The sequence below is a fragment of the Streptomyces sp. CB02980 genome (genome assembly GCF_014451325.2).
Classification (GTDB): domain Bacteria; phylum Actinomycetota; class Actinomycetes; order Streptomycetales; family Streptomycetaceae; genus Streptomyces.
Window position 1 is genome coordinate 85,011 of the sequence record NZ_JACSCH020000023.1, and the last position, 21,483, is coordinate 106,493.

At 72.7% G+C, this 21,483-nt stretch carries 23 protein-coding genes and 1 other RNA gene; 13 read left to right on the forward strand and 11 right to left on the reverse strand.

Annotated features, from left to right (window positions below; all coding sequences use genetic code 11):
- Positions 1–193: 193 nt before the first annotated feature.
- Positions 194–1,636 (forward strand): RNB domain-containing ribonuclease, encoded by a 1,443-nt coding sequence (locus E0F75_RS34795; protein ID WP_229314972.1) that lies wholly within the window; start codon positions 194–196, stop codon positions 1,634–1,636.
- Here the strand turns inward: E0F75_RS34795 and E0F75_RS34800 are convergent.
- Complete coding sequence (locus E0F75_RS34800) at positions 1,581–2,435, reverse strand: hypothetical protein (protein WP_229314973.1); 855 nt, start codon at positions 2,433–2,435, stop codon at positions 1,581–1,583. The genes E0F75_RS34795 and E0F75_RS34800 overlap by 56 nt on opposite strands.
- Positions 2,436–2,467: 32 nt before the next feature.
- Positions 2,468–3,238, reverse strand: a complete 771-nt coding sequence (locus E0F75_RS34805; protein WP_229314974.1) for a MerR family transcriptional regulator — start codon at positions 3,236–3,238, stop codon at positions 2,468–2,470.
- Positions 3,239–3,382: 144 nt separating this feature from the next.
- Here E0F75_RS34805 and E0F75_RS34810 point away from each other — a divergent pair, with 144 nt between their 5' ends.
- Complete coding sequence (locus tag E0F75_RS34810) at positions 3,383–3,961, forward strand: Uma2 family endonuclease (RefSeq protein ID WP_229314975.1); 579 nt, start codon at positions 3,383–3,385, stop codon at positions 3,959–3,961.
- Positions 3,962–4,007: 46 nt separating this feature from the next.
- Positions 4,008–4,406, forward strand: an RNA gene (gene rnpB / locus E0F75_RS34815) — RNase P RNA component class A.
- 60 nt (positions 4,407–4,466) lie between these two features.
- Here rnpB and E0F75_RS34820 read toward each other — a convergent pair.
- Positions 4,467–4,916, reverse strand: coding sequence for an Lrp/AsnC family transcriptional regulator (locus tag E0F75_RS34820; RefSeq protein ID WP_229314976.1), 450 nt, complete (start codon positions 4,914–4,916; stop codon positions 4,467–4,469).
- A 108-nt stretch (positions 4,917–5,024) separates the two neighbouring features.
- Here E0F75_RS34820 and E0F75_RS34825 point away from each other — a divergent pair, with 108 nt between their 5' ends.
- Positions 5,025–5,984 carry an SMP-30/gluconolactonase/LRE family protein gene (locus E0F75_RS34825; protein ID WP_229314977.1) on the forward strand — a complete coding sequence of 320 codons (960 nt, stop codon included), beginning with the start codon at positions 5,025–5,027 and terminating at the stop codon, positions 5,982–5,984.
- A gap of 24 nt (positions 5,985–6,008) precedes the next feature.
- Here E0F75_RS34825 and E0F75_RS34830 read toward each other — a convergent pair whose 3' ends face one another.
- Positions 6,009–6,527 (reverse strand): DUF1203 domain-containing protein, encoded by a 519-nt coding sequence (locus tag E0F75_RS34830; protein ID WP_229314978.1) that lies wholly within the window; start codon positions 6,525–6,527, stop codon positions 6,009–6,011.
- A 277-nt stretch (positions 6,528–6,804) separates the two neighbouring features.
- Here E0F75_RS34830 and E0F75_RS34835 point away from each other — a divergent pair, with 277 nt between their 5' ends.
- Positions 6,805–7,554, forward strand: a complete 750-nt coding sequence (locus E0F75_RS34835; RefSeq protein WP_229314979.1) for a hypothetical protein — start codon at positions 6,805–6,807, stop codon at positions 7,552–7,554.
- Between the two features lie 12 nt (positions 7,555–7,566).
- Here the strand turns inward: E0F75_RS34835 and E0F75_RS34840 are convergent, their stop codons facing one another.
- Genes E0F75_RS34840 through E0F75_RS34850 form a run of 3 tightly spaced genes read right to left on the reverse strand, consistent with a single transcriptional unit; the run spans position 7,567 to position 9,514 of the window.
- The gene (locus E0F75_RS34840) at positions 7,567–7,950 is read right to left on the reverse strand and encodes a VOC family protein (RefSeq protein ID WP_229314980.1); all 384 of its coding nucleotides are present in this window, start codon (positions 7,948–7,950) and stop codon (positions 7,567–7,569) included.
- A gap of 10 nt (positions 7,951–7,960) precedes the next feature.
- Complete coding sequence (locus E0F75_RS34845) at positions 7,961–8,518, reverse strand: SMI1/KNR4 family protein (protein ID WP_229314981.1); 558 nt, start codon at positions 8,516–8,518, stop codon at positions 7,961–7,963.
- A gap of 9 nt (positions 8,519–8,527) precedes the next feature.
- A complete protein-coding gene (locus E0F75_RS34850; protein ID WP_229314982.1) occupies positions 8,528–9,514 on the reverse strand; it encodes a YafY family protein in 987 nt (328 codons plus the stop codon).
- 89 nt (positions 9,515–9,603) lie between these two features.
- Here E0F75_RS34850 and E0F75_RS34855 point away from each other — a divergent pair, with 89 nt between their 5' ends.
- Positions 9,604–10,065, forward strand: a complete 462-nt coding sequence (locus E0F75_RS34855; protein ID WP_229314983.1) for a VOC family protein — start codon at positions 9,604–9,606, stop codon at positions 10,063–10,065.
- A gap of 132 nt (positions 10,066–10,197) precedes the next feature.
- On the opposite strand, the gene E0F75_RS34860 is transcribed toward E0F75_RS34855, so the two are convergent.
- Entirely contained in the window at positions 10,198–11,268 is a 1,071-nt protein-coding gene (locus tag E0F75_RS34860) for a serine hydrolase (protein ID WP_229315016.1), read from the reverse strand.
- Positions 11,269–11,516: 248 nt separating this feature from the next.
- Here E0F75_RS34860 and E0F75_RS34865 point away from each other — a divergent pair, with 248 nt between their 5' ends.
- Complete coding sequence (locus E0F75_RS34865) at positions 11,517–12,863, forward strand: sensor histidine kinase (protein ID WP_229314984.1); 1,347 nt, start codon at positions 11,517–11,519, stop codon at positions 12,861–12,863.
- Positions 12,860–13,576, forward strand: a complete 717-nt coding sequence (locus tag E0F75_RS34870; protein WP_229314985.1) for a response regulator transcription factor — start codon at positions 12,860–12,862, stop codon at positions 13,574–13,576. Before E0F75_RS34865 ends, E0F75_RS34870 begins: the two co-directional genes overlap by 4 nt.
- A 60-nt stretch (positions 13,577–13,636) precedes the next feature.
- Here the strand turns inward: E0F75_RS34870 and E0F75_RS34875 are convergent, their stop codons facing one another.
- Positions 13,637–14,083: a hypothetical protein gene (locus E0F75_RS34875; protein WP_229314986.1), complete on the reverse strand. Its 447-nt coding sequence runs from the start codon at positions 14,081–14,083 to the stop codon at positions 13,637–13,639.
- 175 nt (positions 14,084–14,258) lie between these two features.
- Between E0F75_RS34875 and E0F75_RS34880 the strand changes: the two genes are divergently transcribed.
- Entirely contained in the window at positions 14,259–15,317 is a 1,059-nt protein-coding gene (locus E0F75_RS34880; protein ID WP_229314987.1) for an excalibur calcium-binding domain-containing protein, read from the forward strand.
- A gap of 102 nt (positions 15,318–15,419) precedes the next feature.
- Complete coding sequence (locus E0F75_RS34885) at positions 15,420–15,743, forward strand: nuclear transport factor 2 family protein (RefSeq protein ID WP_229314988.1); 324 nt, start codon at positions 15,420–15,422, stop codon at positions 15,741–15,743.
- 124 nt (positions 15,744–15,867) lie between these two features.
- Here E0F75_RS34885 and E0F75_RS34890 read toward each other — a convergent pair whose 3' ends face one another.
- Positions 15,868–16,644 (reverse strand): SDR family oxidoreductase, encoded by a 777-nt coding sequence (locus E0F75_RS34890; protein ID WP_229314989.1) that lies wholly within the window; start codon positions 16,642–16,644, stop codon positions 15,868–15,870.
- A 102-nt stretch (positions 16,645–16,746) separates the two neighbouring features.
- On the opposite strand from E0F75_RS34890, the gene E0F75_RS34895 reads away from it, so the two are divergent.
- On the forward strand, positions 16,747–18,387 hold the full coding sequence (locus E0F75_RS34895; protein ID WP_229314990.1) for an alkaline phosphatase: 1,641 nt from the start codon (positions 16,747–16,749) through the stop codon (positions 18,385–18,387).
- Positions 18,388–18,467: 80 nt separating this feature from the next.
- Here the strand turns inward: E0F75_RS34895 and E0F75_RS34900 are convergent, their stop codons facing one another.
- Positions 18,468–19,475: a Gfo/Idh/MocA family protein gene (locus E0F75_RS34900; protein WP_229314991.1), complete on the reverse strand. Its 1,008-nt coding sequence runs from the start codon at positions 19,473–19,475 to the stop codon at positions 18,468–18,470.
- Between the two features lie 102 nt (positions 19,476–19,577).
- Between E0F75_RS34900 and E0F75_RS34905 the strand changes: the two genes are divergently transcribed.
- Both E0F75_RS34905 and E0F75_RS34910 read left to right on the forward strand, forming a co-directional pair.
- Entirely contained in the window at positions 19,578–20,858 is a 1,281-nt protein-coding gene (locus E0F75_RS34905) for a Bcr/CflA family multidrug efflux MFS transporter (RefSeq protein WP_229314992.1), read from the forward strand.
- 153 nt (positions 20,859–21,011) lie between these two features.
- Positions 21,012–21,479, forward strand: a complete 468-nt coding sequence (locus tag E0F75_RS34910; RefSeq protein WP_229314993.1) for a hemerythrin domain-containing protein — start codon at positions 21,012–21,014, stop codon at positions 21,477–21,479.
- Positions 21,480–21,483: the final 4 nt, after the last annotated feature.

Consider the following 21,483-nt stretch of genomic DNA (forward strand, 5'->3'; position numbering starts at 1 on the left):
ACGGGGATGGGGGTGCGGCCCCAGGAGCCCAGCGTACGAGGTACGGCGCCCTGTCCCGTACGGGCAGCGGGGGCGGCCACGGACGGAGACGGCGCCGGCTCCCCTCCGCACGAGGCGCCGCACCCGTCCGTACGAGGCGCCGCTCCCCTCCGCACAAGGTGCCGCACCCCTCCCCGCCCCATACGCTCGGTCCATGCCCCGCCGCCACATTCACGTGACCGGCGCAGCCGAGGCTCCGCTGCGGGCCGCCCTGCGCGCACTCCGTGCCGAGCTCGCGATCCCCGAGGACTTCCCGCCCGCCGTCCTCGCCGCGGCCGAGGCCGCCGCGAAAGCCCCCCGGCTCCCCGCGTACGACGCCACCGACCTGCCCTTCTTCACCGTCGACCCGCCGACCTCCACCGACCTCGACCAGGCCATGCACCTGGCCCGCAGGTCCGACGGCGGCTACCGCGTCCACTACGCCATCGCCGACGTCGCCGCCTTCGTCACCCCCGGCTCCGCCCTCGACGCCGAGGCCCACCGGCGCGTCCTCACCCTCTACTTCCCCGACGGCAAGGTCCCCCTCCACCCCGCCGTCCTCTCCGAGGGTGCCGCCAGCCTCCTCCCCGGCGAACCCCGCCCCGCCCTCCTCTGGCGCATCGACCTCGACGCCGAAGGCCGCCGCGTCGCCACCGACGTCCGCCGCGCCCTCGTCCGCAGCCGCGCCAAACTCGACTACGCGACCGTGCAGAAGCAGATCGACACCGGCACGGCCGAGGAACCGGTGGCGCTCCTCCGGGACATCGGACGCCTCCGCGAAGCCCTCGAAGCCGAACGCGGCGGGATCTCCCTCAACGTCCCCGAACAGGAGATCGTCGAGCAGGACCACACCTACTCCCTCGCCTACCGCGCCCCGCTCCCCGCCGACGGCTGGAACGCCCAGATCTCCCTGCTCACCGGCATGGCCGCCGCCGACCTCATGACCGCCGCCGGCACCGGCATCCTGCGCACCCTCCCCACCGCCCCCGACGGCGCCGTCGCCCGCCTGCGCCGCTCCGCGCAGGCCCTCGGCGTCGACTGGCCGCACCACGTCTCGTACGCCGACGTCGTCCGGGCCGCCGACCCCACGAACCCGCGCCACGCCGCCTTCCTCCAGGAGTGCACCACCCTGCTCCGGGGCGCCGGTTACACCGTCTTCACCGACGGCCACATCCCCACCCCGGCCGTGCACGCCGCCGTCGCCGACGAGTACACCCACTGCACCGCGCCCCTGCGCCGCCTCGTCGACCGGTACGCGGGCGAGCTGTGCGTCGCGGCGGTGGCGGGCGACGAACCGCCCGAGTGGGTACGGGCCGCCCTGCCCGACCTGCCCGACGAGATGGCCGACGGCTCGCGCCGCGCCAACACCGTGGAGCGCGAGAGCGTCGACATCGTCGAGGCGGCGCTGCTGCGGGAACGGGTCGGCGAGATCTTCGACGCGTACGTGATCGACGTGAAGGAACGCGAACCGGCCGTCGGCACCGTCCACCTGGACGACCCGGCGGTCGTCGCCCGCATCGAGGGCGGCGAATCCCGCCTGCCGCTGGGGGAGTGGCTGCGGGTCAGACTCGCGGAGGCGGACCCGGGGACGGCGAAGGTTCTGTTCGCGCCCGCGTGACGGCCGGGCCGAGCTCGCGGTAGAGGGCGCGCGCGTCGTCGGCGTGGAAGCGGATCAGCCGTACGGGCCGGGGCGCGCCGAAGAACCGGGGCGCGTCGACCGGTTCGGTCAGCTCGACGGTGAGGGAGGTCTGCGAGCCGACGGCGAGGTTCAGCTCCCCCTCGGTCTTCTCGTGCGAGAACACCAGCTCGTGCCGGACGGACGCGATCCGGCCGAGGGGCACGGACACGTCGACGTGCGCGGCCTGGCGGAGCCGCAGGACGTCCCCGGCGAGGGTGTGCGGGCGGGTCACGGCCGCGGCGTGCAGGCCGAGGACGAACAGCACGGTGTACACGTCCAGGACGAGGACGATCGCGTGGACGACGGGCCAGTCGGCGAGCAGATACGACATGCCGACGCTCTCGACCACACACACGAACGCGAAGCCGTACATGAGCGCCGCCTGGTCCCGCGCGTGCGGGAACACGCCGTCGACACCCCCGACCCCGTGCGGGCGCCGTGCCGCCCACCGCCCCAGGCTCGCCATGATCCGCAGCTCGTGCCCCATGATCCGCAGCACGGCCTCCGGCACGAGCTCGGCGACGGCCTCCCGCCGGGAGAGCCCCCGACGCCGCAGCCGCAGGTACGAGAGGCCCTCGGCGAGCACGAGCGCGACGACGAGGAGCTCGGCGCCGGCCCACACGGCGGCGGGTATCCGGACCCCGCCGACGAGAAGGACGGCGAGGACGACCTCGGCGGGGAGCACGACGTAGGCGACGAGCCGGAGAAGCCGAACGCCCCCACTCCTACGGCCCGTCATCGGCTCTGCTCCCGTCATCGCTCCGGTTCCCGTCATCGGTTCTGCTCCCGTCGTTCCCGGACCAGGCGCATCGCCAGGTGGATGGCCGCGGACTGCGCGGGGGCGAGGTCCGCGAAGAGGGCGTCCGCGAGGGAGGTGTCGAGGGAGCCGGCCCCGTCCGGCGCCCCGGACGGCATGTCCACTCCCAGCTCGTCCGGCAGGCAGCCGGCGAGCACCCGCGCGGCCTCGGCGACCCGGGGGTCGTCCGCCTCCGCCCCGGAGAGCGCGTCGAGCAGCGGGTACACCTCGCGCGCGTGCTCGGCCGCTCCCTCCATCAGGCTCATCAGCCGGGCCCGCTCCTCCTCGGGTACGACGACGTCCATCAGGGCCAGGATCTGCCGGTCCTTCGCCGCCATCGGGGACTCGGGCAGCTCGCCCAGGCCGACGAGCAGCGAGGTGAGCTCCGGCGACAGGGGCCCGTCGGCGGGCAGCCGCCCGGCCCGGGCCTCGTCGAGGAGGGCGGACAGCCGCTCCCTGCGCGCCCGGATCTCCGCCTCCTGGCGGGCCAGGTCCCCCGCGAGCTCCTCCAGCACCTCGACGAGCCCGCGCCCCTCGTCGTCGGCGAGCACCACCCGTACCTCGTCGAGGCCGAGACCCAGCTCGGTGAGGCGCCGGATACGGGCGAGCAGGACGGCGTCTCGGACGCCGTACTCCCGGTATCCGTTGGCCCGGCGCGCGGGCTCGGGCAGCAGGCCCGACTGGTGGTAGTGCCGCACGGCGCGGGGGGTGACCCCGACCAGCGCGGCGATCTCGCCGATACGCATGGCCCCAGTAGAAACCCTGACGCTGCGACAAGGTCAAGCCTGCTCCGCCACACCTTCGGGACCGCTTCCGGATCATGTGCCACGATCGAGGGAACGACCCCCATCCGACGGACGGCAGGTGCCTCGATGTCCGAGCCTGACGACATGACTGCCATGCCGAACGAATCGCTCACGCAGGCGGACATCCTGCTGGAGGGCTTCCTGGCGCTGGACACGCCGGAGGGCTTCCGCGCGGAGCTGATCGAGGGGGAGATCGTCGTGACACCGCCGCCGGACGGGGACCACGAGAAGTACATCAGTCGTGTCCTGAGGCAGGTGATCAGGAAATCGATGATCGACATGGACGTGTCGGGGAACAAGGGCCTGAAGACGGCGAGTGCGGCGGAGCGGCCGAGGAACCACGTCATCCCGGACCTCACCTTCGCTCCCGTCGAGGCCGACCTGTTCGCGGGCGCCGACTGCTGGATGCCCGGTGACGGTGTCGCGATGGTCCTCGAGGTCACCTCCACCCGCCCGAACGCCGACCGCGAGACCAAGCGCCGCTGCTACGCGGGCGGAGGCATCCCGCTCTACCTGCTGGTCGACCGGGACACGTCCACCGTGACGCTCTTCACCGACCCGGAACGCGGCGACTACCGCGAACTGCACGCCGTCCCGTTCGGCAAGCCCCTCCCGCTCCCCGCCCCCTTCGGCTTCGACCTGGAGACGGCTGACTTCCTCTGAGGCCGTCGGCCTCCTGATCGGCGGGTAGCATGGTCGGCACGGCAGACGAGCCGGGCGGGCGGCCGCGTGGAGATCCTCGGATCTTCCCGAGGAACGTCCGGGCTCCACAGAGCAGGGTGGTGGCTAACGGCCACCCGGGGTGACCCGCGGGACAGTGCCACAGAAAACAGACCGCCGGGGACTTCGGTCCTCGGTAAGGGTGAAACGGTGGTGTAAGAGACCACCAGCGCCTGAGGTGACTCAGGCGGCTAGGTAAACCCCACTCGGAGCAAGGTCAAGAGGGGACACCTCGGTGTCTCTGCGCGGATGTTCGAGGGCTGCTCGCCCGAGTCCGCGGGTAGACCGCAGGAGGCCGGTGGCAACGCCGGTCCTAGATGGATGGCCGTCGCCCCGACGACCGCGAGGTCCCGGGGGACAGAACCCGGCGTACAGCCCGACTCGTCTGTCGGCCCACGTGGGGAGGGCCCCCGCCCAGGCACTACGCCCGGGCGGGGGCCCTGCTCGTTCACCCGGCGCCGAGCTCCGGGGAGACCGGCCGCTCGAAGAAGGTCTCCAGGACGACCGTGGCCTGCGTTCCGCTGACCCCGTCGATCGCGTAGAGACGGCGCAGCACGTCCTGCAGCTGCTCCGTGGTCGCCGTCCTGACCTTCACCAGGACCGACGCGCTGCCGGCGATGACGTGTGCCTCCAGGATCTCCGGGAGCGCGGCGAAGTCCTGTGCCGAATCGCCCATCCACGAGACCGAGTCGACCATCACGTACGCCAGGACGGCACCGCCCACCGCCGCCGGGTCCACCTCGACGGTGGTGCGGCGGATCGCACCGCGCTCCCTCAGCTTCCGTACGCGCTCGTGGGCCGCCCCGGCCGAGAGGCCCACGGCCTGGCCCAGTGCGGCGTAGGGCTGGGTGGCGTCCTGCTGGAGGTGGGCCAGCAGGGCGCGATCGATGTGATCCACAACTCTCCATTCGGTTTGATCTTGCGGAGACCGTATCTCATTCGGCAGTCTTCCCGTGAAGCCGTACAGCATTCGGAACGGCATCTGTGTGGATGGGAAGGAACCCGCATGACCAGCGAGCGCCCCGCACTGTACGAGATGTTCGACGACCGGTTCCGTACCGGCCGTTGCATGAACGGCGACGACGGCCTGGAGGTCCTGTACACCGGCTGCCGCTGGGCCGAGGGGCCGATCTACCTCCCCGCCTGGAGGCAGCTGGTCTGGAGCGACATCCCCAACGACCGGATGCTGCGCTGGGACGAGGAGACCGGCGCCGTCAGCGTCTTCCGCCGCACCGCCGGGCACACCAACGGCAACACCCTCGACCGCCAGGGCCGTCTGATCACCTGTGAGCAGGGCAACCGCCGGGTCACCCGCACCGAGCACGACGGCACGATCACCGTCCTCGCCGACCGCTGGCAGGGCAAGCGGCTCAACAGCCCGAACGACGCGACGGTGAAGTCCGACGGCTCCATCTGGTTCTCCGACCCGGACTTCGGCATCACCAGCGACTACGAGGGCTACCGCGCGGAGAGCGAGATCGGCGCCAACAACGTCTACCGCATCGACCCCGCCACGGGCGAAGTGCGCCTGGTCGCCGACTGCTTCGCCGCCCCCAACGGCCTCGTCTTCTCGGCCGACGAGCGGCAGCTCTTCGTCTCCGACACCCGGGCGGGCTTCATCCGGGTCTTCGACGTGCGCGAGGACGGGACGCTGTCGGACGGCGACGTCTTCGCCGAGGCCGGGGCCCGCGGGGCCGCCCGCTTCGACAACCTCCGCTTTGACGACGGCGGTCGGCTCTGGGCGGCCGCCATGGGCGACGGCGTGCACTGCTACGACCCCGACGGCACCCTGATCGGACGGCTGAACGTGCCCGAGGCGGTCGCCAACATCACCTGGGGCGGAGCCAAGCGCAACCGTCTCTTCATCGCCGCCGAGACCAGCCTCTACTCGGTCGTCATGGCCGTCACGGGCACCCACCCGACCGGACCCGGGCGCAGGCCCTGGCTGGAGCCGCAGTCCCGCTGACCGGGCCGGCGGGGTGCCTGCCGTTCAGGGGCGACGGACCTCGAAGTGGAAGCAGCCGTACTCGACCGCCCGGACGTGGACCAGCGCCACGGCCGGGTCGGCGAAGGCTTCGGCGAAGGCCCGGTCGAAGCCCTCGGACGTCGCCTCCGGGATCTCCAGGAGCCGGCCCCCGACGATGCGGCCCGCCGCGTCGTAGCGACGCACGGTCCTGAGCGCTTCCGCACGGGCGAAGGGGTACGTCTCCGAGGGCGCGGGCCCGTCGCACTCCCCGGCGTGGACGAAGACGGGGCCCTGCTCGTCGTACGCGCCCGGCTCGGCCCCCGTCTCGGCCGCCCAGCGCCGCAGCGGCGCGTACGAGACGAGCGCGATCCGCTCGCCCGGGACGGAGAGACGCAGGCAGCAGCGGAGCGGGTCGCCGCCCTCGTCGGCGGAGTACGGAACGCAGGCGCGGCCCGCGTCGTCGGTGACGCGCAGCCCGGCGAGGGCGGAGGGCGCGATGGCGCGGGCGTCGTAGGCGGTCGTGGTGGTGGTCTGGGTGCTCATACGGCCAGGGTCGCGCGACGGAGATGCGGCCGCTGGCGGAATTCGGACGCGGTGGTGCGGGAGGGGAGCCGGGTGGGCCATGAGCCCGCGTCCCCGGCGGGCCAGGGGTCCGCGTTCTCCGGAGGGTGAGGATGCCGCGTCCCCCGGCGGGTGAGGATGCCGCGTCCCCGGCGGTGAAGATGCCGCGTCCCCCGGCGGGTGAAGATACGGGACCGTCCGGTCGACCGACACGTCGATCACCCCGTACGGCGGGACCTCCGTGGCCAGTCTGGCGGACATGCCGACTCGCGAACCGACCCACCACCGGGGCCCCGCACTCTCCCGGCGGGGGTTCCTCACCGGCGGCGCCGCGTGCGCCGGCGCCCTCGCCGTTCCCTCCGTCGCCGGCGCACAACCGCGACTCTCCGCGGCGGCGACGGCGAGTTACACCCTCACCGTCACCAACGACTCGACGCAGTTCCAGGACATCTGCCTCTACCAGGAGCCGGTCGACCTCGGCGTCCCGAACGCGCTGTCGCTCGCCTGGCTGACCGCGCCCGCGCACCCGAACCACTCGGTGACCTTCACCTGGTCCCCGGACTACAGCTTCGCCTGGGCGGTGACCGGCCCTCTCCAGCCCGGCGGTCACTTCTCGGCATGGGACCAGGTCTCGGCCGACCCTGCCGACCAGATCCGGAACCGGATCGAGTTCGACCACGACAACGGCAGCTTCGGGTTCACGGCCGCCGAGGGACCCGCGCAGGTCGGTGTCCTGGAGATCGACGTACAGGACGACGTGCCGGAGGGCACCGCCTCGGTCGGCATCGGCATGACGAACGCCCCGGTCTTCGCGGTGCAGGCGGAGCCCGGCGCGGTCCTGCCCTTCACACCGCATCCCGCGTACTGGGTCACCGCCGGCACCTTCTTCACCGGGCAGGTGCTGGACGTCGAGGAGATCACGAACGCCGTCCCCGTCCCCTTCGACGGCACGTACGCGATGCTGGCCGTCCTCACTCCGGACAACGAGTGGTCGGTGAGCCCCGCCTAGGTCCGTGAGGGCTCAGAGCGGCGGGAGCCGGCGGTGCAGGAGGCAGAACTCGTTGCCCTCCGGGTCGACCAGGACGTGCCAGTTCTCGGCACCGGTCTGACCGATGTCCGCCGGCCTGGCGCCGAGCGCGAGCAGCCGCTCCAGCTCGGCGTCCTGGTCGCGGTCGGTGGGGTTGACGTCGATGTGGAGCGGGAGCTTTCCGGTGTGCGGGTCGCTGCTGGGGCTGAGGACGAGGGTGGGCTGCGGGCCGCCGAAGCCGGCGTCGGGCGGCCCGATCTCGATGCTTCCGTCGCTGTCACGGCCGAGCTCGACGTAGCCGAGGACCTCGCTCCAGAACGCGGCGAGCCGTTCGGGATCGGAGCAGTCGATGACCAGTTCACTGATGCGGCATGCCATGACCGTCAGTCTAGGCAGGAGCGCGCAGCCAGTTGGCGTACCAGGCCCGGAAGTCGGGGTACGCGGGGACGAAGCCGCCCCAGTCCGGGTCCAGCCACCAGACCTCGCCCGCACGCGGCCCCGTCACGATCAGCCGGACGTACATGCCGCAGCCCTCTTCCGCCAGCGTGAGCGTGCCCGGGGTCAGTTCCTCCGCTGCCAGGACGCCGATCGCTCCGGGGAGGGGGTCGGCGAGAGGGAACCGCGTGGCGAGCCGGCCCGGCCGACGGTCCTCCTCCCACTCGCCGTCCACGGCCCAGTCGTCCCCCGCCTCCGGGCGGGGAGTCGCCAACGGCAGCAGACCATGGGCCGGGCCGGCGGGGCCGTCGCCCACCTCCGCCACGAAGTCCCGGTAGTCCGGAGGGAGTCGGATGCCGTGCTCCTCCTCGAACGCGCCGATCTCCGCGTCGGGGAGCGCGGGACGCAGCTCGTACCGATGCGTATCCGACCCGAAACGCGCCCGCTCCGGGTCCCGCGCCGCCATCTCCCGTATCCGGGCACGCACCTCGGCCCCGTCCCAGCTCACCATGGCGTGACCCTATGCCTCCGCCTGCCCGTCGCCAGGTCGCGGCGGGGTCGCCGCCGAGGCGGCGGCCGACAGGAGCCTCTCCGCCAGAACCCGGCAGCGGGCCGTGAGCTCCGGGGGATCGAGCAGCTCGAACTCGTGCCCCAGGAGGAGTACGTGCACGAGGACGCGGTCGAGACTCGCCGCGCCGCTCAGGACCTCGCAGCGGTCCTCGCCCCGCTCGTGCACGACCGCCGCCGACGCCGGGATCTGCGCGCGGACCGCGTCCGCCGGCGCGTGGACGAGGAAGCGTGCCTGGTGGGCGTAGACCCGGCTCGTCACCCCCTCCTGCACGTACTGCGCCGCGTCCGGTGCCGCGCGGGGGCGGAAGCGCCACGTCCGGGCCGCCACCGCCGTCATCCTGTCCACGCGGAAGGTGCGCCAGTCGTCCCGGTCGAGGTCGTACGCGAGGAGGTACCAGCGCCGGTCGGAGGCGACCAGACGATGGGGCTCGACCCGGCGCGGCCGTGGCGCGCCTCCGGAGGGATAGTCGAAGCCCGCCTCGACCTCCTCGCGGCATGCTCCGGCCAGAGTCATGAGGACCTCGGGGTCGACCGGTGTGCGGCCCGCGCCGAAGAACTCCACCGAGCCCGACAGGGTGCGCACCTCGTGCCGCAGCCGGGTCGGCAGTACTTGGTCCAGCTTGGTCAGCGCCCGGAGCGTGGCGTCGCCGGAGCCGGCGGCCGCGCCGGCGAGGAGGGAGACCGCCGTCGCGATCGCCTCTTCGTCGTCGAGGAGGAGGGGCGGCAGATCCTGTCCCCGGCCCAGCCGGTAGCCGCCGCCCACTCCCAGGCCGGCGTGGACCGGATAGCCCAGCGCGCGCAGCCGCTCGACGTCGCGGCGCACCGTGCGCGGCGTGACGCCGAGCCGGTCGGCAAGCTCGGGGCCGGACCAGGCCCGGCGCTGCTGCAGCAGCCCGAGGAGGGTGAGTACCCGCTCGGTGGTTCCCAGCTCGTCCATGTGGCCCAGCCTGCCAGAGGTGGCGGACCGATCCTGTCCGCCTCGGGTGTCAGGGTGGATCCATCACGCCGCGATGAAGGAGCAGTACGATGAGCCGTCAATTCCAGGTCACGTTCGACGCGCACGACCCGGGGGCGCTGTCGACCTTCTGGCGCGAGGTACTGGGTTACGTCCATCCGGGCCCGCCGGGAGTGGAACTGCCGGAGGGGGCGGACCCGATGGCCGCGTGGGACGAGTTCCTGGCGAAGCTGGGGGTGCCGGAGGAGGAGCGCAACACGCGATCGGCCCTGGAGGACCCGGAGGGGCGGGGACCTCGGGTGTTCTTCCAGCAGGTGCCGGAGGGGAAGACGGCGAAGAACCGGGTGCACCTCGATGTGAGGGCGGCGCCGGGGCTGGAGGGGGAGGAGCGGATGGCGGCGCTGGAGGCCGCATGCGAACGGCTGGTCGGGCTGGGAGGGAAGCGGCTGCGCCGCTTCGAGCCGGAGCCGCCGATGAGCGACGGGTGGATCGTGATGGCGGACCCGGAGGGGAACGAGTTCTGCCTGGACTGAGCGGAGTGAGGTGGTGCGGCCGGGGGCGGGGGGCTCAACTACCCACGGGGAGATTGCGCAGGCCCCGGCCCAGGGCGGCCGCACCAGAAGCCCACTCGAAACCCCCGCCCCCAGCGCCTCACCCCACCCCCCTCACCCGCACAAAGCCGTATCCACGACCCCCGCCACGCCCTTCACGGCCTCGTCCTCCGTCGGGATGCTCGTCACCGTCACGTTCGCCGCCCGCCCGTCGTCCGTGACCCCGCCCCTGGTCTCGTAGCCCGCGATGTCGCCCCCGTGGCCCCAGTAGGCGCCCCCGCACGACAGCGGCCTCTTCATGAGCCCCAACCCGTAGTGGAACGACGTCCCTTCGATCGGGACCGTCGTCCGCATCTGCTCGCGCTGCGCCTTGCGCAGCAGGCGATCGCCGCCGATCAGCTCGCCGAAGAAGCGGTTGAGGTCCGAGTTCGTCGAGATCATCTGGCCCGCCGCCCAGCCCGCCGACGGGTCGATCGCCGTGAAGTCGCGCAGCGGCTCACCCTCCTTCATCCGGTGATAGCCCTTCGGGTGCGCCTCCCTGATGGTCTTGTCTCCCTGCCCGGGGAAATACGTGTGCCGCAGCCCGATCTTCCTGACGATGCGCCGGTCGATCTCCTCGGCCAGCGGGCGCCCCGTCACCTTCTGGACGATCAGGCCCGCCAGTACGTAATTCGTGTTGCTGTAACTCCACTTCTTCCCCGGTACGAACTCGGCCTCGTGCTTGAGCGCCACGTCGACGAGATCACGGGGCTCGAAGTACCGGTGCAGCATCTCTTCGTCGCTGATGTCCGTCCCGTAGTCCGGAATCCCGCTCGTGTGCTGCAGCAGCTGACGGACGGTGATCTTCCCTCCGTCGAGTCCCTTCCCCCGTACCACCCCCGGCAGATACGTGTCGACCCACTCATCGAGGTCGACCTTCCCCTCGCCGACCAGCTGCAGCACGACCACCGCCGTGAACGTCTTCGTGTTGCTTCCGATCCTCACCTGGCCGTCCCTGGGCACCTTCGCGCCCGTGGCCAGGTCTCCGACCCCTGCGGTGTACGTGCGTGCGTGGCCCCTGCCGTCCTCGACGCTCGCCAGCGCCGCCGGCTGGCCGCCGCGCACCAGGGCGTTCAGGCCCTGCTGCACGGAGTCCGGCCGTGTCGCCGCGACCGCCGCGGGCGGCGCGAGCGCGCCCGCCGTCATGACCGCCACGACCACCGCCGCCGCTGCCGCGGCGCCTCCGCGCCGGAGACCCGTCTGCGGTCGGGAGAGGCGGAACCTCGACGTCCTCGTCTTCATCGCTCGCGTGTTCATCAGCTGTCCTTCCGTCGATCGGGCAGGACACGATCATGTTTTCCGGGGGCCCGTGAGCGCATCGCGGAAACGCGGGAGAAAGTGCTCCCCCGATCGGGGGAGGCCGGCCACGAGCCGCCCGTTCATACTGGCCGGTGATGATCAAGGCACTCCGGCCGCTGCTGCGCCGTTCCACGTACACGGGCGCGCTGTTCGCCTACTCGGCCGCCCTCGCGAGTCTCCCCCTGCTGTCCTTCGCGCTGCTTCCGGCGCTGGCGTGGCGATCCGCCCCCGAGGGCCTCCTCTTCGTCGTGGTGCTGGTCGTCTGGGCCGCCCTGATCGCCCTGGTCGGCCTGGCCCGCACCACGCGGCGGGTGCTGATCCTGGCCGCCCGCCGACTGTTGTACGTGGTCCTGCCCGAGCCCTCGGCCGTGCGCCCGCCCACGGCTTCGCCCGAAGCCGGACCGGTCGCGGCCGTCCCCGGCGCACCTTCCGCATCCCTCGCGTCCCCCACGCCCCCCGCCTCCGACCGCTGGCGGACACCTCTCTGGCTGCTGCTGCACGTGACCCTCGGCTGGACGGGTGCGCTCGCGAGCGGACTGCTGCTCTTCCTCGCCCTGGCCCTTCCGGGGGGCTGGCTCCGCGCCGAGCTGGCCCTGAGCCTGTTCGGCCGGTCCGCACGGGTGACCGGCGGCTGGCAGAGCTGGGCCGTGGCGCTCGGCTGTCTGCTGCTCGCCGCGGTCGTCTGCGTCCTCGTGACGCGCGCCCTGCGGTGGTCGGCGCCGCGGCTCCTCGGGCCGTCGACGGCCGAGCGGCTCGCCCTCGCGGCCGAGCGGGAGCGGCGGCTGGCCGAACGCAACCGGCTGGCCCACGAGTTGCACGACTCCATCGGGCACACGCTGACGACGACCACGATCCAGGCCGCGGTGGCGGGCGAGCTGATGTCCACCGACCCGGCGGCGGCGCGGGCCGCCCTGCGCAGCATCGAGGAGTCCGCCCGGGCCGCGTTGGAGGACCTGGACTACGTCCTCGGCGTCCTGCGCGAGCGCGAGGCCGAGACGGCCGGGACCGGGGCTGCCGGGACCGCCGGGACCGCGCCGACCCGGACCTTGGCCGACCTTCCCGAGCTGCTCGAACGGGTGCGGCACACGGGTGCGGTGGTGGAGTGGGAGCGGTCCGGGGACCCGGCGCAGGTGCGGGGGACGCTCTCCCGGGCCGCGTACCGGATCATCCAGGAGGGGCTGACCAACGCCGTCCGGCACGGCGCCGGCGGTCCGATCACGGTACGGGTGACGGCCGGGCCGGACGCGCTGGAGCTGGCTGTGGTCAACGAGACCGGGGCCTCCGCGCGTACGGGCCGCCCGCGGGCCTTCCCGACCTCCGGGCACGGGCTGCCCGGTCTCGCCGAGCGCGTACGGCTCCTGCACGGCGAGATCGATGCCGGCCCGGACGGGCCGAGGCGCTGGCGGCTGGCGGTCAGGCTGCCCGTACGGTTGTCGGCATGACCGGCCCCGACGCCACCGAGACCGCCACGACGCTCCTGATCGCGGACGACGACGAGGTGACCCGCACCGGTCTGCGCACCCTGCTCGCCGCACAGCCGGGGATCGAGGTGGTCGGGGAGGCCGCCGACGGCGTCGAGGTGGTCGAGCGGGCGCGGCGGCTGCGGCCGGACGTGGTCCTGATGGATGTACGGATGCCCCGCCGCAACGGGATCGAGGCGACGCGGCAACTCCTCGCGGAGCCGGACGAGTCGGCGGGGCCGAGGGGCGGGGCCCCTGCCCTGGTGCCGCCGAAGGTGGTCGTGATCACCACCTTCGAGAACGACGACTACGTCACCGCCGCGCTCAGCGCCGGTGCCAGCGGGTTCGTTCTCAAGCGGCTCCCGGTCCGGCAGATCGCGGAGGCCGTACGGGTGGTGGCGGCGGGCGAGGCGATCCTCTTCCCGGCGACCCTGCGCCGGATGGTCGCCGCCCGTCCGCTGGACTCCGCGGAGGCGCTTCCGAAGGCGGCGCTGACGGGGCGGGAGGAGGAGGTGCTGCGGCTGATGGCCACGGGCCTGTCCAACCCGGAGATCGCGGAGTCCCTCACCGTGAGCCTGGAGACGGTCAAGACACACGTCGGGAACGTCCTGACCAAGCTCGGTGCGCAGAACCGGACCCACGCGGTGGTCATCGCGTACGAGTCGGGCCTGGTGGTGCCGGGCTTCACCGGCTGACGGGAGGACGAACGCCTGCCCCACCCGGGTCCCGGATGGGGCGCGCGCCGGGCGATCGGCTCAGGCGAGGACCTCGATCCGCCACTGCGGATCCCGGTCGTCCGTACGGACGAAGATGCGCTTCGGGAGCAGGGAGCGGTCCTCGAACAGGTCGCGGCCGAGGGCCAGACCGTTCTGGTCGATCACGTACGTGCCGTCCCGGAGGTCGGCGAGCGAGGTGATGGTGGTCAGCGCGATGGTGTCGCCGTCGCCCTCGACGCGCTGGAGGCGCCAGACGGAGGCGGGGGAGTCGTCGGGGCGGGCGACGACGGGCGCGCGCTCGGTGCCCTCCGAGGCGATGGTCTCCTCCGTGCCCTTGGCGGTGAGCCGGAAGCCCTCGCCGTCCCGGGTGATCAGCCACTCCCCGGCGCGGGTCGGGTCGACGAGGAAGCCGACGACGGCTCCGTCCTCGACCCCGACCGGGGCCCCCTTCGCGTACAGCTTGACGACCTTGCCGGCGTTCGACATCGCTCCTCCTGGGTTGAGTGGGTCGCGTGTGGCGGTTTATGCCGGAGAGTGCCCGTACGGCCCTGCCGGGTGCCAGTGAACACGCAGGTCATAGGCTGTGTGGCGCTGAGAAGTCGTCAGGGAGGGGCAGGTTCCGCGCGCCGTGGAGCAGGATCGGGATCAGAGTGGGCCGGCCGTGTCGCCCGGCAGGGCGGGGAGTGGCGGGCCGGGGAACACGCCGGCCGGGGAGCGCTGGTGGCGACGGCCCGGGTTCGTCGTCTTCTGCCTGTTCCTGATGCCTCCGGCGGGCATCGTGCTGGCCTGGCGGACCCGGTGGTCGCCGGGGCGGAAGGTGCTCGCCACCGTCCTGTCGGCTGTGTGGTTCGTGGCGGTCGGCACGAGTGACGGGCCGGCGGACGAGCCCGCGGTCGCCGACGCGAAGCCCGCGTCCGGCACGCGCCCGACGGCCTTCGCCCCGTACGCCCCGCCGACGCCCACCCCGGTCCCCACCGTGCGGCGGGTGGTGGCCGACTACCGGGGCCAGAACCTGGAGGCGGCGTCGCGGGCCGCGTACGAGGCAGGGTTCCGGGCGCGGTCGCACGACGCGACCGAGGACGACAGGATGCAGCTCGTGGACGGGAACTGGAAGGTCTGCTTCCAGGAGCCGGCGGCCGGGGAGACGGCCACGGCCGAGAAGGGACGGCGGAGCAGGATCGAGTTCGCCGTCGTCGAGAAGAGCAGCCCGTGCCCGGCGGCGGACGGCGCGGCCGTCGTCTTCCCCAAGGTGCCGGACGTCGTCGGCAGGACCTTCGCGAAGGGCTCGGCCGAGCTCCGCAAGGTGGGCCTCACGGAGATCCGGGGCGCGAGTGCGTACACGGACGTGGAGCTGAGCGCCCGTCACGAGGACTGGCGGATCTGCTTCCAGAACCCGGAGGCGGGCGAGGACGTCGAGCGCCCGGAGCACATGTCCGTACGCCTCTCCCTGGCGCGGCCGGGTCTGTCCTGCCCGAGCGAGGACTACGCCCGCCTGCACGGCGACTCGGACCCGGACCCCGACCGTCACGGCAGTGGCAGTGGCAGCGGCAGCGGCAGTGGCAGCGGTGGCGGCTCGGGCGGCTCGGGCGGCGGTCTCGCCTACTACAAGAACTGCGACGCCGTCCGCGCCGCCGGCAAGGCCCCCATCCACCGAGGCCAGCCCGGCTACCGCTCGGGCCTCGACCGAGACAACGACGGCAAGGCCTGCGACTGGTCCTGACGCCCCGCCGGCCCCGGCCGGTGTCGGTCATCCGGGGCAGCCTGCCGGGTCCCATCGGCGTGCGGCACACGTCGGGGGCCCGGCGAGGTGTACGGGTAGGGCATGACCATCCCTGTGGACCAGCTCAGCGATCCGGCCGTGCGTGCGTTCGTCGCGGCTCTCAACGCCAATGACCAGACGGCACTCTTCGAGGCCATGACCCCTGACGCGACCATGTCCGACGACGGCTCCGAGCGCGATCTCCAGGAGTGGCTCGACCGGGAGGTGTTCGGCTCGCGCGGGCACATGGACGTCGAGTCCGAGTCGGACGGTGGGCGTGGTCTCGTCGCCGACTACCGCAACGACACCTGGGGCTCGATGCGCACCAAGTGGCTGTTCACCGTCGAAGGCGGGAAGATCTCCCGCTTCGAGACCGGGCAGGCGTAGCGCCGCTGCCGCTGACATCGGCCGGGGGAGGAGTCGGCCCTCCGGCCGGTGCAACGGCATCGGGAGTCACCCGGCCGATGTACGGCGTCCGGCGCTAGCCCCGGCCGATGTACGGCGTCCGGCGCTAGCCCCGGCCGATGTACGGCATCGTCGTCGCCATCACCGTCGCGAACTGCACGTTCGCCTCCAGCGGCAGTGCCGCCATGTGCACCACCGTCGCCGCCACGTCCGCCGCGTCCATCACCGGTTCCGCCGCCAGTTCGCCGTTGGCCTGGAGGATGCCGGTCTGCATGCGGGCCGTCATCTCCGTCGCCGCGTTGCCGATGTCGAGCTGACCGCAGGCGATCCGGTACGGGCGCCCGTCGAGCGACAGGGACTTCGTCAGGCCCGTCATCGCGTGCTTCGTCGCCGTGTACGCGATCGAGTGCGGGCGCGGTACGTGGGCCGAGATCGAGCCGTTGTTGATGATCCGGCCGCCCTGCGGGGACTGTTCCTTCATGGTCCGGAAGGCCGCCTGGGCGCACAGGAACGCGCCCGTCAGGTTGACGTCGACGACCGCGCGCCAGGTGTCCGGGTCCAGGTCCTCGACGGGGACGCCGCCGCCCGCGAACGTACCGGCGTTGTTGAAGAGCAGGTCGACGCGGCCGTAGCGGTCGCGTACCGCCGCGAAGAGGGCCGTCACCTCCTCCGCCGAGGTCACGTCCGTGGGGACGGTCAGGAAGTCCCCGGCCGGCAGGGTCGCCGCCGTCTCCTCCAGGGCCTCCGCCCGCCGTCCCGCCAGGGCCACCGACCAGCCTGCCGCCGCCAGGGCGAGGGCCACACTCCGGCCGATGCCCGATCCCGCTCCCGTCACCACTGCGATGCTCATGGGCGCGCAGCGTACGCGAGACGCGTGCCCCATGAACTCATGGTCCCGACACGTGGATGTTCTGTACCCGACAACGTGAGGTCGTCCCGCCCCCCTCGAATGACGGACGGACAGCATCCGTCTGGGGAGGGCCACATGAACCGCGTACACGACGTTCACGAGCATTCCGAGGAACTCCGCGCCGCCGCCCGCCACTTGGGGCGCCGCCGGTTCCTCACCGGCACCGGGGCCGCCGCCGCGCTCGCCTTCGCCACGCAGCTTCCGGCCGCGGGTTCCGCGGCCGCGGCCGAACTCGACGGGCGGCGCATATCCGAGGACCCGTTCACCCTCGGCGTGGCGTCCGGCGACCCGCTGCCCGGCTCCGTCCTGCTGTGGACCCGGCTCGCGCCCCGCCCCTTCGAGCCCGGCGGCGGACTGCCCGCCGCGAGGGTCTCGGTCCACTGGGAGCTCGCCCGCGACGAGCGCTTCACCCGGACCGTGCGCCGCGGCCGGGCCACCGCCCACCCGGAGTTCAGCCACACCGTCCACGTCGAGGTCGAGCACCTCGACTCCGACCGGGAGTTCTTCTACCGCTTCCGCGCCGGCGACTGGACCAGCCCCGTCGGCCGCACCCGGACCGCACCCGCCCCCTGGGCCCGCAGCTCCGGTCTGAAGCTCGCCGCCGTCTCCTGCCAGGCGTACCACGACGGGTACTTCACGGCCTACCGCCACCTCGCGCAGGAGGACGTCGACGTCGTCTTCCACCTCGGCGACTACCTCTACGAGTACGCCGTGAACGCCACCGGCGGCGCCCGCGCCTACACCGACCGGACCCTCCCGGCCGTCTTCAACCGCGAGACGCTCACCCTGGACGACTACCGGCTCCGGTACGGGCTCTACAAGTCGGACCCCGATCTGCGCGCCGCGCACGCCGCCCACCCCTTCGTCGTCACCTGGGACGACCACGAGACCGAGAACAACTACGCGGGCGGCACTCCCGAGAACAACGTCCCGCCGGAGGAGTTCCTGCTCCGCCGCGCCGCCGCCTACCGCGCCTACTGGGAGCACCAGCCGCTCCGCACGCCCCAGCGGCCCCAGGGGCCGGACATGCGGCTCTACCGCCGGCTGCGCTTCGGGCGGCTCGCCCAGTTCGACATCCTCGACACCCGCCAGTACCGCTCCGACCAGGCGTACGGCGACGGCTGGCAGGTCCCGGGCCCGGAGTCCGAGAACCCGGCGCGGACGATGACCGGGGCCACACAGGAGCGGTGGCTGCTCGACGGCTGGCGCGGCTCCCGCTCCCGCTGGAACGTCCTGCCGCAGCAGGTGGTGTTCGCCGAGCGCCGTGACCGCGCCACCGCGGACTTCAAGCTCTCCATGGACTCCTGGGACGGCTACCCGGCCTCGCGGCAGCGGCTCCTCGCCGGTGCCGGGGCCGCCGGGGTCGAGAACCTGATGGTGCTCACCGGGGACGTCCACGTCGGCTACGGCCTCGACATCAAGGCCGACTTCCGCGACCCGGCCTCCCGGACCGTCGGCACCGAGATCGTCGCCACCTCGATCAGCAGCGGCAAGGACGGCGCCGACCGTCCTTCGAACTACGACAAGCTCATGCAGGCCAACCCGCACCTGAGGTTCTTCAACGGGCGGCGCGGCTATGTGACGGTCGCGCTCGGCGAGGAGACCGCCCGGGCCGACTTCCGTACGGTGCCGTACGTGACGACCCAGGGCGCTCCCGTCACCACGGCCGCCTCCTTCGTCACGGAGGCGGGCGACCCGGGTCTCAAGCCCGCGTGACCCCGGGACTCAAGCCCGCGTGACCCCCGGGCATCAAGTCCGCGTGACCCCCGGGCCTCAAGTCCGCGTGACCCCGGGTCTCACGCCCGCGTGATCACCGCTTCCTCCTGCGGGTAGCGGACGCCGATGCGGTCCCGTACCGCGTCGAGCGTCCGCATCACCGCGAGCGAGCCGTCGAGGGGGACGAGCGGGGACTCCGTCTCGCCCGCCCGCAGGCAGCGCATGACCTCGGCGGCCTCGTGCCGGAGGGAGTGGGGTTCGTCCGACGACGTGAACTCCTCCGGCTCGTGGCCGTTGCGGTGCAGGGTGAAGCGTTCCGGGAAGAAGAAGCCGCGCGGGACGTCGATCCGGCCCAGCGAGCCCGTCACCGAGGCCGTCAGCGGGGTGTCCGCGTCGAGCGAGCAGGACAGCAGCGCCGACGCCCCCGAGTCCGACCAGCCCAGCAGCATGCCGGTGTTCAGGTCGACGCCCTCCGGCGAGAGCAGCGCGTGCGCGTGGACCGTGTCCGGCTCACCGAGCAGCAGTTGCGCGAACGACACCGGGTACACGCCCAGGTCGAGCAGCGCCCCGCCGCCCACCGCCGGATCCCGCAGCCGGTGGTCCGCCGCGAAGGGGCCCGCGAGCCCGAAGTCCGCCTGTACGGTCCTGATCTCGCCGATCGCCCCGTCGCGGACCAGCTCCGCGAGGCGCCGGATCAGCGGGTTGCAGTACATCCACATGGCCTCCATCAGGAAGAGGCCACGGTCCCGGGAGAGAGCGACGAGTTCCTCTGCCTCGCGGGCGTTGAGTGTGAGAGCCTTCTCGCAGAGCACCGCCCTGCCCGCCTCCAGGGCACGGCCGGCCGCCTCCCGGTGCGCGTGGTGCGGGGTCGCCACGTACACCACGTCGACGTCCTCGTCGGCGAAGAGCCCGGCCCACTCGCCGTACGCGCGCGGGATGCCGAACCGGTCCGCGAAGGCCTTCGCGGACGCCTCCGTGCGGGACGCCACCGCGACGACCTCCGCACCGTCGAGCGTCAGCAGGTCCGTGGTGAACCGCTCCGCTATGCCGCCCGTCGCCAGGATTCCCCAGCGCACCGTCTCACCCATGTTTCCCACCCGTCCCCATCTGTCCCAGCGGTCCCGCAGAGGTCTCGACCATGTCGGTCGAGCTGAGAGCATAGGCAAGAATTCAACGAAATGGAGCGGTCGATGCCGGAGAGCGGCCAGAAAACAACACAAGGGCACATAACCGAAAGGGCTCCCGAGCCGATCGGCAACGCGGCCGCCCGGCGCACCGGGCTGCTCGTCACCCTCGTCCTCGGCGGGCTCACCGCACTGCCCCCGCTCTCCATGGACATGTACCTCCCGGCCCTGCCCGAGGTCACCGGGGCGCTGAACGCCCCCGCCGCCACCGTCCAGCTCACCCTCACCGCCTGCCTCGCCGGCATGGCCCTCGGCCAGCTCGTCGTCGGCCCCATGAGCGACAAGTGGGGCCGCCGCCGCCCGCTGCTCATCGGCATGATCGTGTACGTCCTCGCCACCGCCGTCTGCGCCCTCGCCCCCACCGCCGAGATGCTCATCGGCTTCCGGCTGCTCCAGGGCCTCGCCGGCGCCGCCGGCATCGTCATCGCCCGCGCGGTCGTCCGCGACCTGTACGACGGCGTGGAGATGGCCCGGTTCTTCTCCACCCTGATGCTGATCTCCGGCGTCGCCCCGATCATCGCGCCCCTCATCGGCGGCCAGATCCTGCGGATCACCGACTGGCGGGGCGTCTTCTACGTCCTCACCGTCATCGGCATCCTCCTCACCCTCGTCGTCTGGCGCTTCCTCGCCGAGACGCTGCCGCCCGAGCGCCGGCACGAGGGCGGGGTCGGACAGGCGCTGCGCACCATGAAGGGGCTGCTCGCCGACCGCGTCTTCGCCGGGTACATGCTGACCGGCGGCCTCGCCTTCGCCGCCCTCTTCGCGTACATCTCGGCCTCGCCGTTCGTCGTCCAGGAGATCTACGGGGCCTCGCCGCAGACCTTCAGCCTGCTCTTCGGCCTCAACTCGATCGGCCTCGTCGCCGTCGGCCAGATCAACGGCAAGCTGCTCGTCGGCCGCGTCAGCCTGGACAAGGCGCTCGGCTGGGGCCTCGGGACCATCCTCGTCTCCTCCCTCGCGCTGCTCCTCATGACCAGCGGCGTCTTCGGGGAGGTCGGACTCGTGCCGATCGCGGCCGGACTCTTCGTCCTGATGTCCGCGATGGGCCTCGCCATGCCGAACACCAACGCCCAGGCCCTGATGCGCACCCCGCACGCCGCCGGCTCCGCTTCCGCGCTGCTCGGCACGACGTCCTTCCTCGTCGGCGCCGTCGCCTCCCCGCTCGTCGGCATCGCCGGCGAGCACACCGCCGTCCCGATGGCGGTCGTCCAGCTGACCTGCGCCGTCCTGGCCCTGGCCTGCTTCCTCGGGCTGTGCAGGCCGTGGCAGACGGCCAAGGCGGCCTAGACGACCAGGAGGGCCTGGACGACCAGGAGGGCCAAGTAGGCCGAGGCGGGCGAGGCGGGCGACGTGGCCAGGGGGATCCGGCCCGCCGGTGTGCCGCCGGTCGTTCCGCGGCCCGCGGTGTCACGATCTCCGGGACGGACGGGAGGACCGGGGATGTGCCACTACTGCGGGTGCCGCGAGATCCCGCTGATCAAGGAGTTCATCGCCGAGCACGAGTCGGTCACCGACCTCGCCGGGGACGCCGTGCGCGCGCTCGGCAGCGGCGACCGCGCCCGTGCCGGGACGCTGGCCTCGCGGATGGCCGTCGAACTCCGGGCCCACTGGTCGGGGGAGGAGCGGGGGCTGTTCGCGGTCATGCGGGAGAACGAGGAGTACACGGCGTACGTCGACGCCCTCGCCCTGGAACACCGGGAGCTCGCCGCCTTCCTGGACGGACTCGACCTCGACTCGGCCGAGCAGCGCGCGGCGTTCGTCCGCGCCGTCGACGAGCTCCACACGCACATCGCCAAGGAGGAGGACGGCCTCTTCCCGGCCTCCCTGACCGAACTCACGGGTGAGCAGTGGGACCGGTCCATCGACGCGTGGCGGACGGTCCACTCCCGGGACCCGCTGCCGGGCTGACCCG

Coding starts and splice junctions, on each gene's coding strand:
- E0F75_RS34795 (WP_229314972.1), top strand. CDS start 194: ATGCCCCGCCGCCACATTCACGTGACCGGCGCAGCCGAGGCTCCGCTG.
- E0F75_RS34875 (WP_229314986.1), bottom strand. CDS start 14,083: ATGTCGAACGCCGGCAAGGTCGTCAAGCTGTACGCGAAGGGGGCCCCG.
- E0F75_RS34870 (WP_229314985.1), top strand. CDS start 12,860: ATGACCGGCCCCGACGCCACCGAGACCGCCACGACGCTCCTGATCGCG.
- E0F75_RS34810 (WP_229314975.1), top strand. CDS start 3,383: ATGACTGCCATGCCGAACGAATCGCTCACGCAGGCGGACATCCTGCTG.
- E0F75_RS34905 (WP_229314992.1), top strand. CDS start 19,578: ATGCCGGAGAGCGGCCAGAAAACAACACAAGGGCACATAACCGAAAGG.
- E0F75_RS34850 (WP_229314982.1), bottom strand. CDS start 9,514: ATGGACGAGCTGGGAACCACCGAGCGGGTACTCACCCTCCTCGGGCTG.
- E0F75_RS34800 (WP_229314973.1), bottom strand. CDS start 2,435: ATGACGGGCCGTAGGAGTGGGGGCGTTCGGCTTCTCCGGCTCGTCGCC.
- E0F75_RS34805 (WP_229314974.1), bottom strand. CDS start 3,238: ATGCGTATCGGCGAGATCGCCGCGCTGGTCGGGGTCACCCCCCGCGCC.
- E0F75_RS34845 (WP_229314981.1), bottom strand. CDS start 8,518: ATGGTGAGCTGGGACGGGGCCGAGGTGCGTGCCCGGATACGGGAGATG.
- E0F75_RS34835 (WP_229314979.1), top strand. CDS start 6,805: ATGCCGACTCGCGAACCGACCCACCACCGGGGCCCCGCACTCTCCCGG.
- E0F75_RS34860 (WP_229315016.1), bottom strand. CDS start 11,268: ATGACGGCGGGCGCGCTCGCGCCGCCCGCGGCGGTCGCGGCGACACGG.
- E0F75_RS34885 (WP_229314988.1), top strand. CDS start 15,420: ATGACCATCCCTGTGGACCAGCTCAGCGATCCGGCCGTGCGTGCGTTC.
- E0F75_RS34895 (WP_229314990.1), top strand. CDS start 16,747: ATGAACCGCGTACACGACGTTCACGAGCATTCCGAGGAACTCCGCGCC.
- E0F75_RS34825 (WP_229314977.1), top strand. CDS start 5,025: ATGACCAGCGAGCGCCCCGCACTGTACGAGATGTTCGACGACCGGTTC.
- E0F75_RS34890 (WP_229314989.1), bottom strand. CDS start 16,644: ATGGGGCACGCGTCTCGCGTACGCTGCGCGCCCATGAGCATCGCAGTG.
- E0F75_RS34910 (WP_229314993.1), top strand. CDS start 21,012: ATGTGCCACTACTGCGGGTGCCGCGAGATCCCGCTGATCAAGGAGTTC.
- E0F75_RS34855 (WP_229314983.1), top strand. CDS start 9,604: ATGAGCCGTCAATTCCAGGTCACGTTCGACGCGCACGACCCGGGGGCG.
- E0F75_RS34865 (WP_229314984.1), top strand. CDS start 11,517: ATGATCAAGGCACTCCGGCCGCTGCTGCGCCGTTCCACGTACACGGGC.
- E0F75_RS34840 (WP_229314980.1), bottom strand. CDS start 7,950: ATGGCATGCCGCATCAGTGAACTGGTCATCGACTGCTCCGATCCCGAA.
- E0F75_RS34900 (WP_229314991.1), bottom strand. CDS start 19,475: ATGGGTGAGACGGTGCGCTGGGGAATCCTGGCGACGGGCGGCATAGCG.
- E0F75_RS34830 (WP_229314978.1), bottom strand. CDS start 6,527: ATGAGCACCCAGACCACCACCACGACCGCCTACGACGCCCGCGCCATC.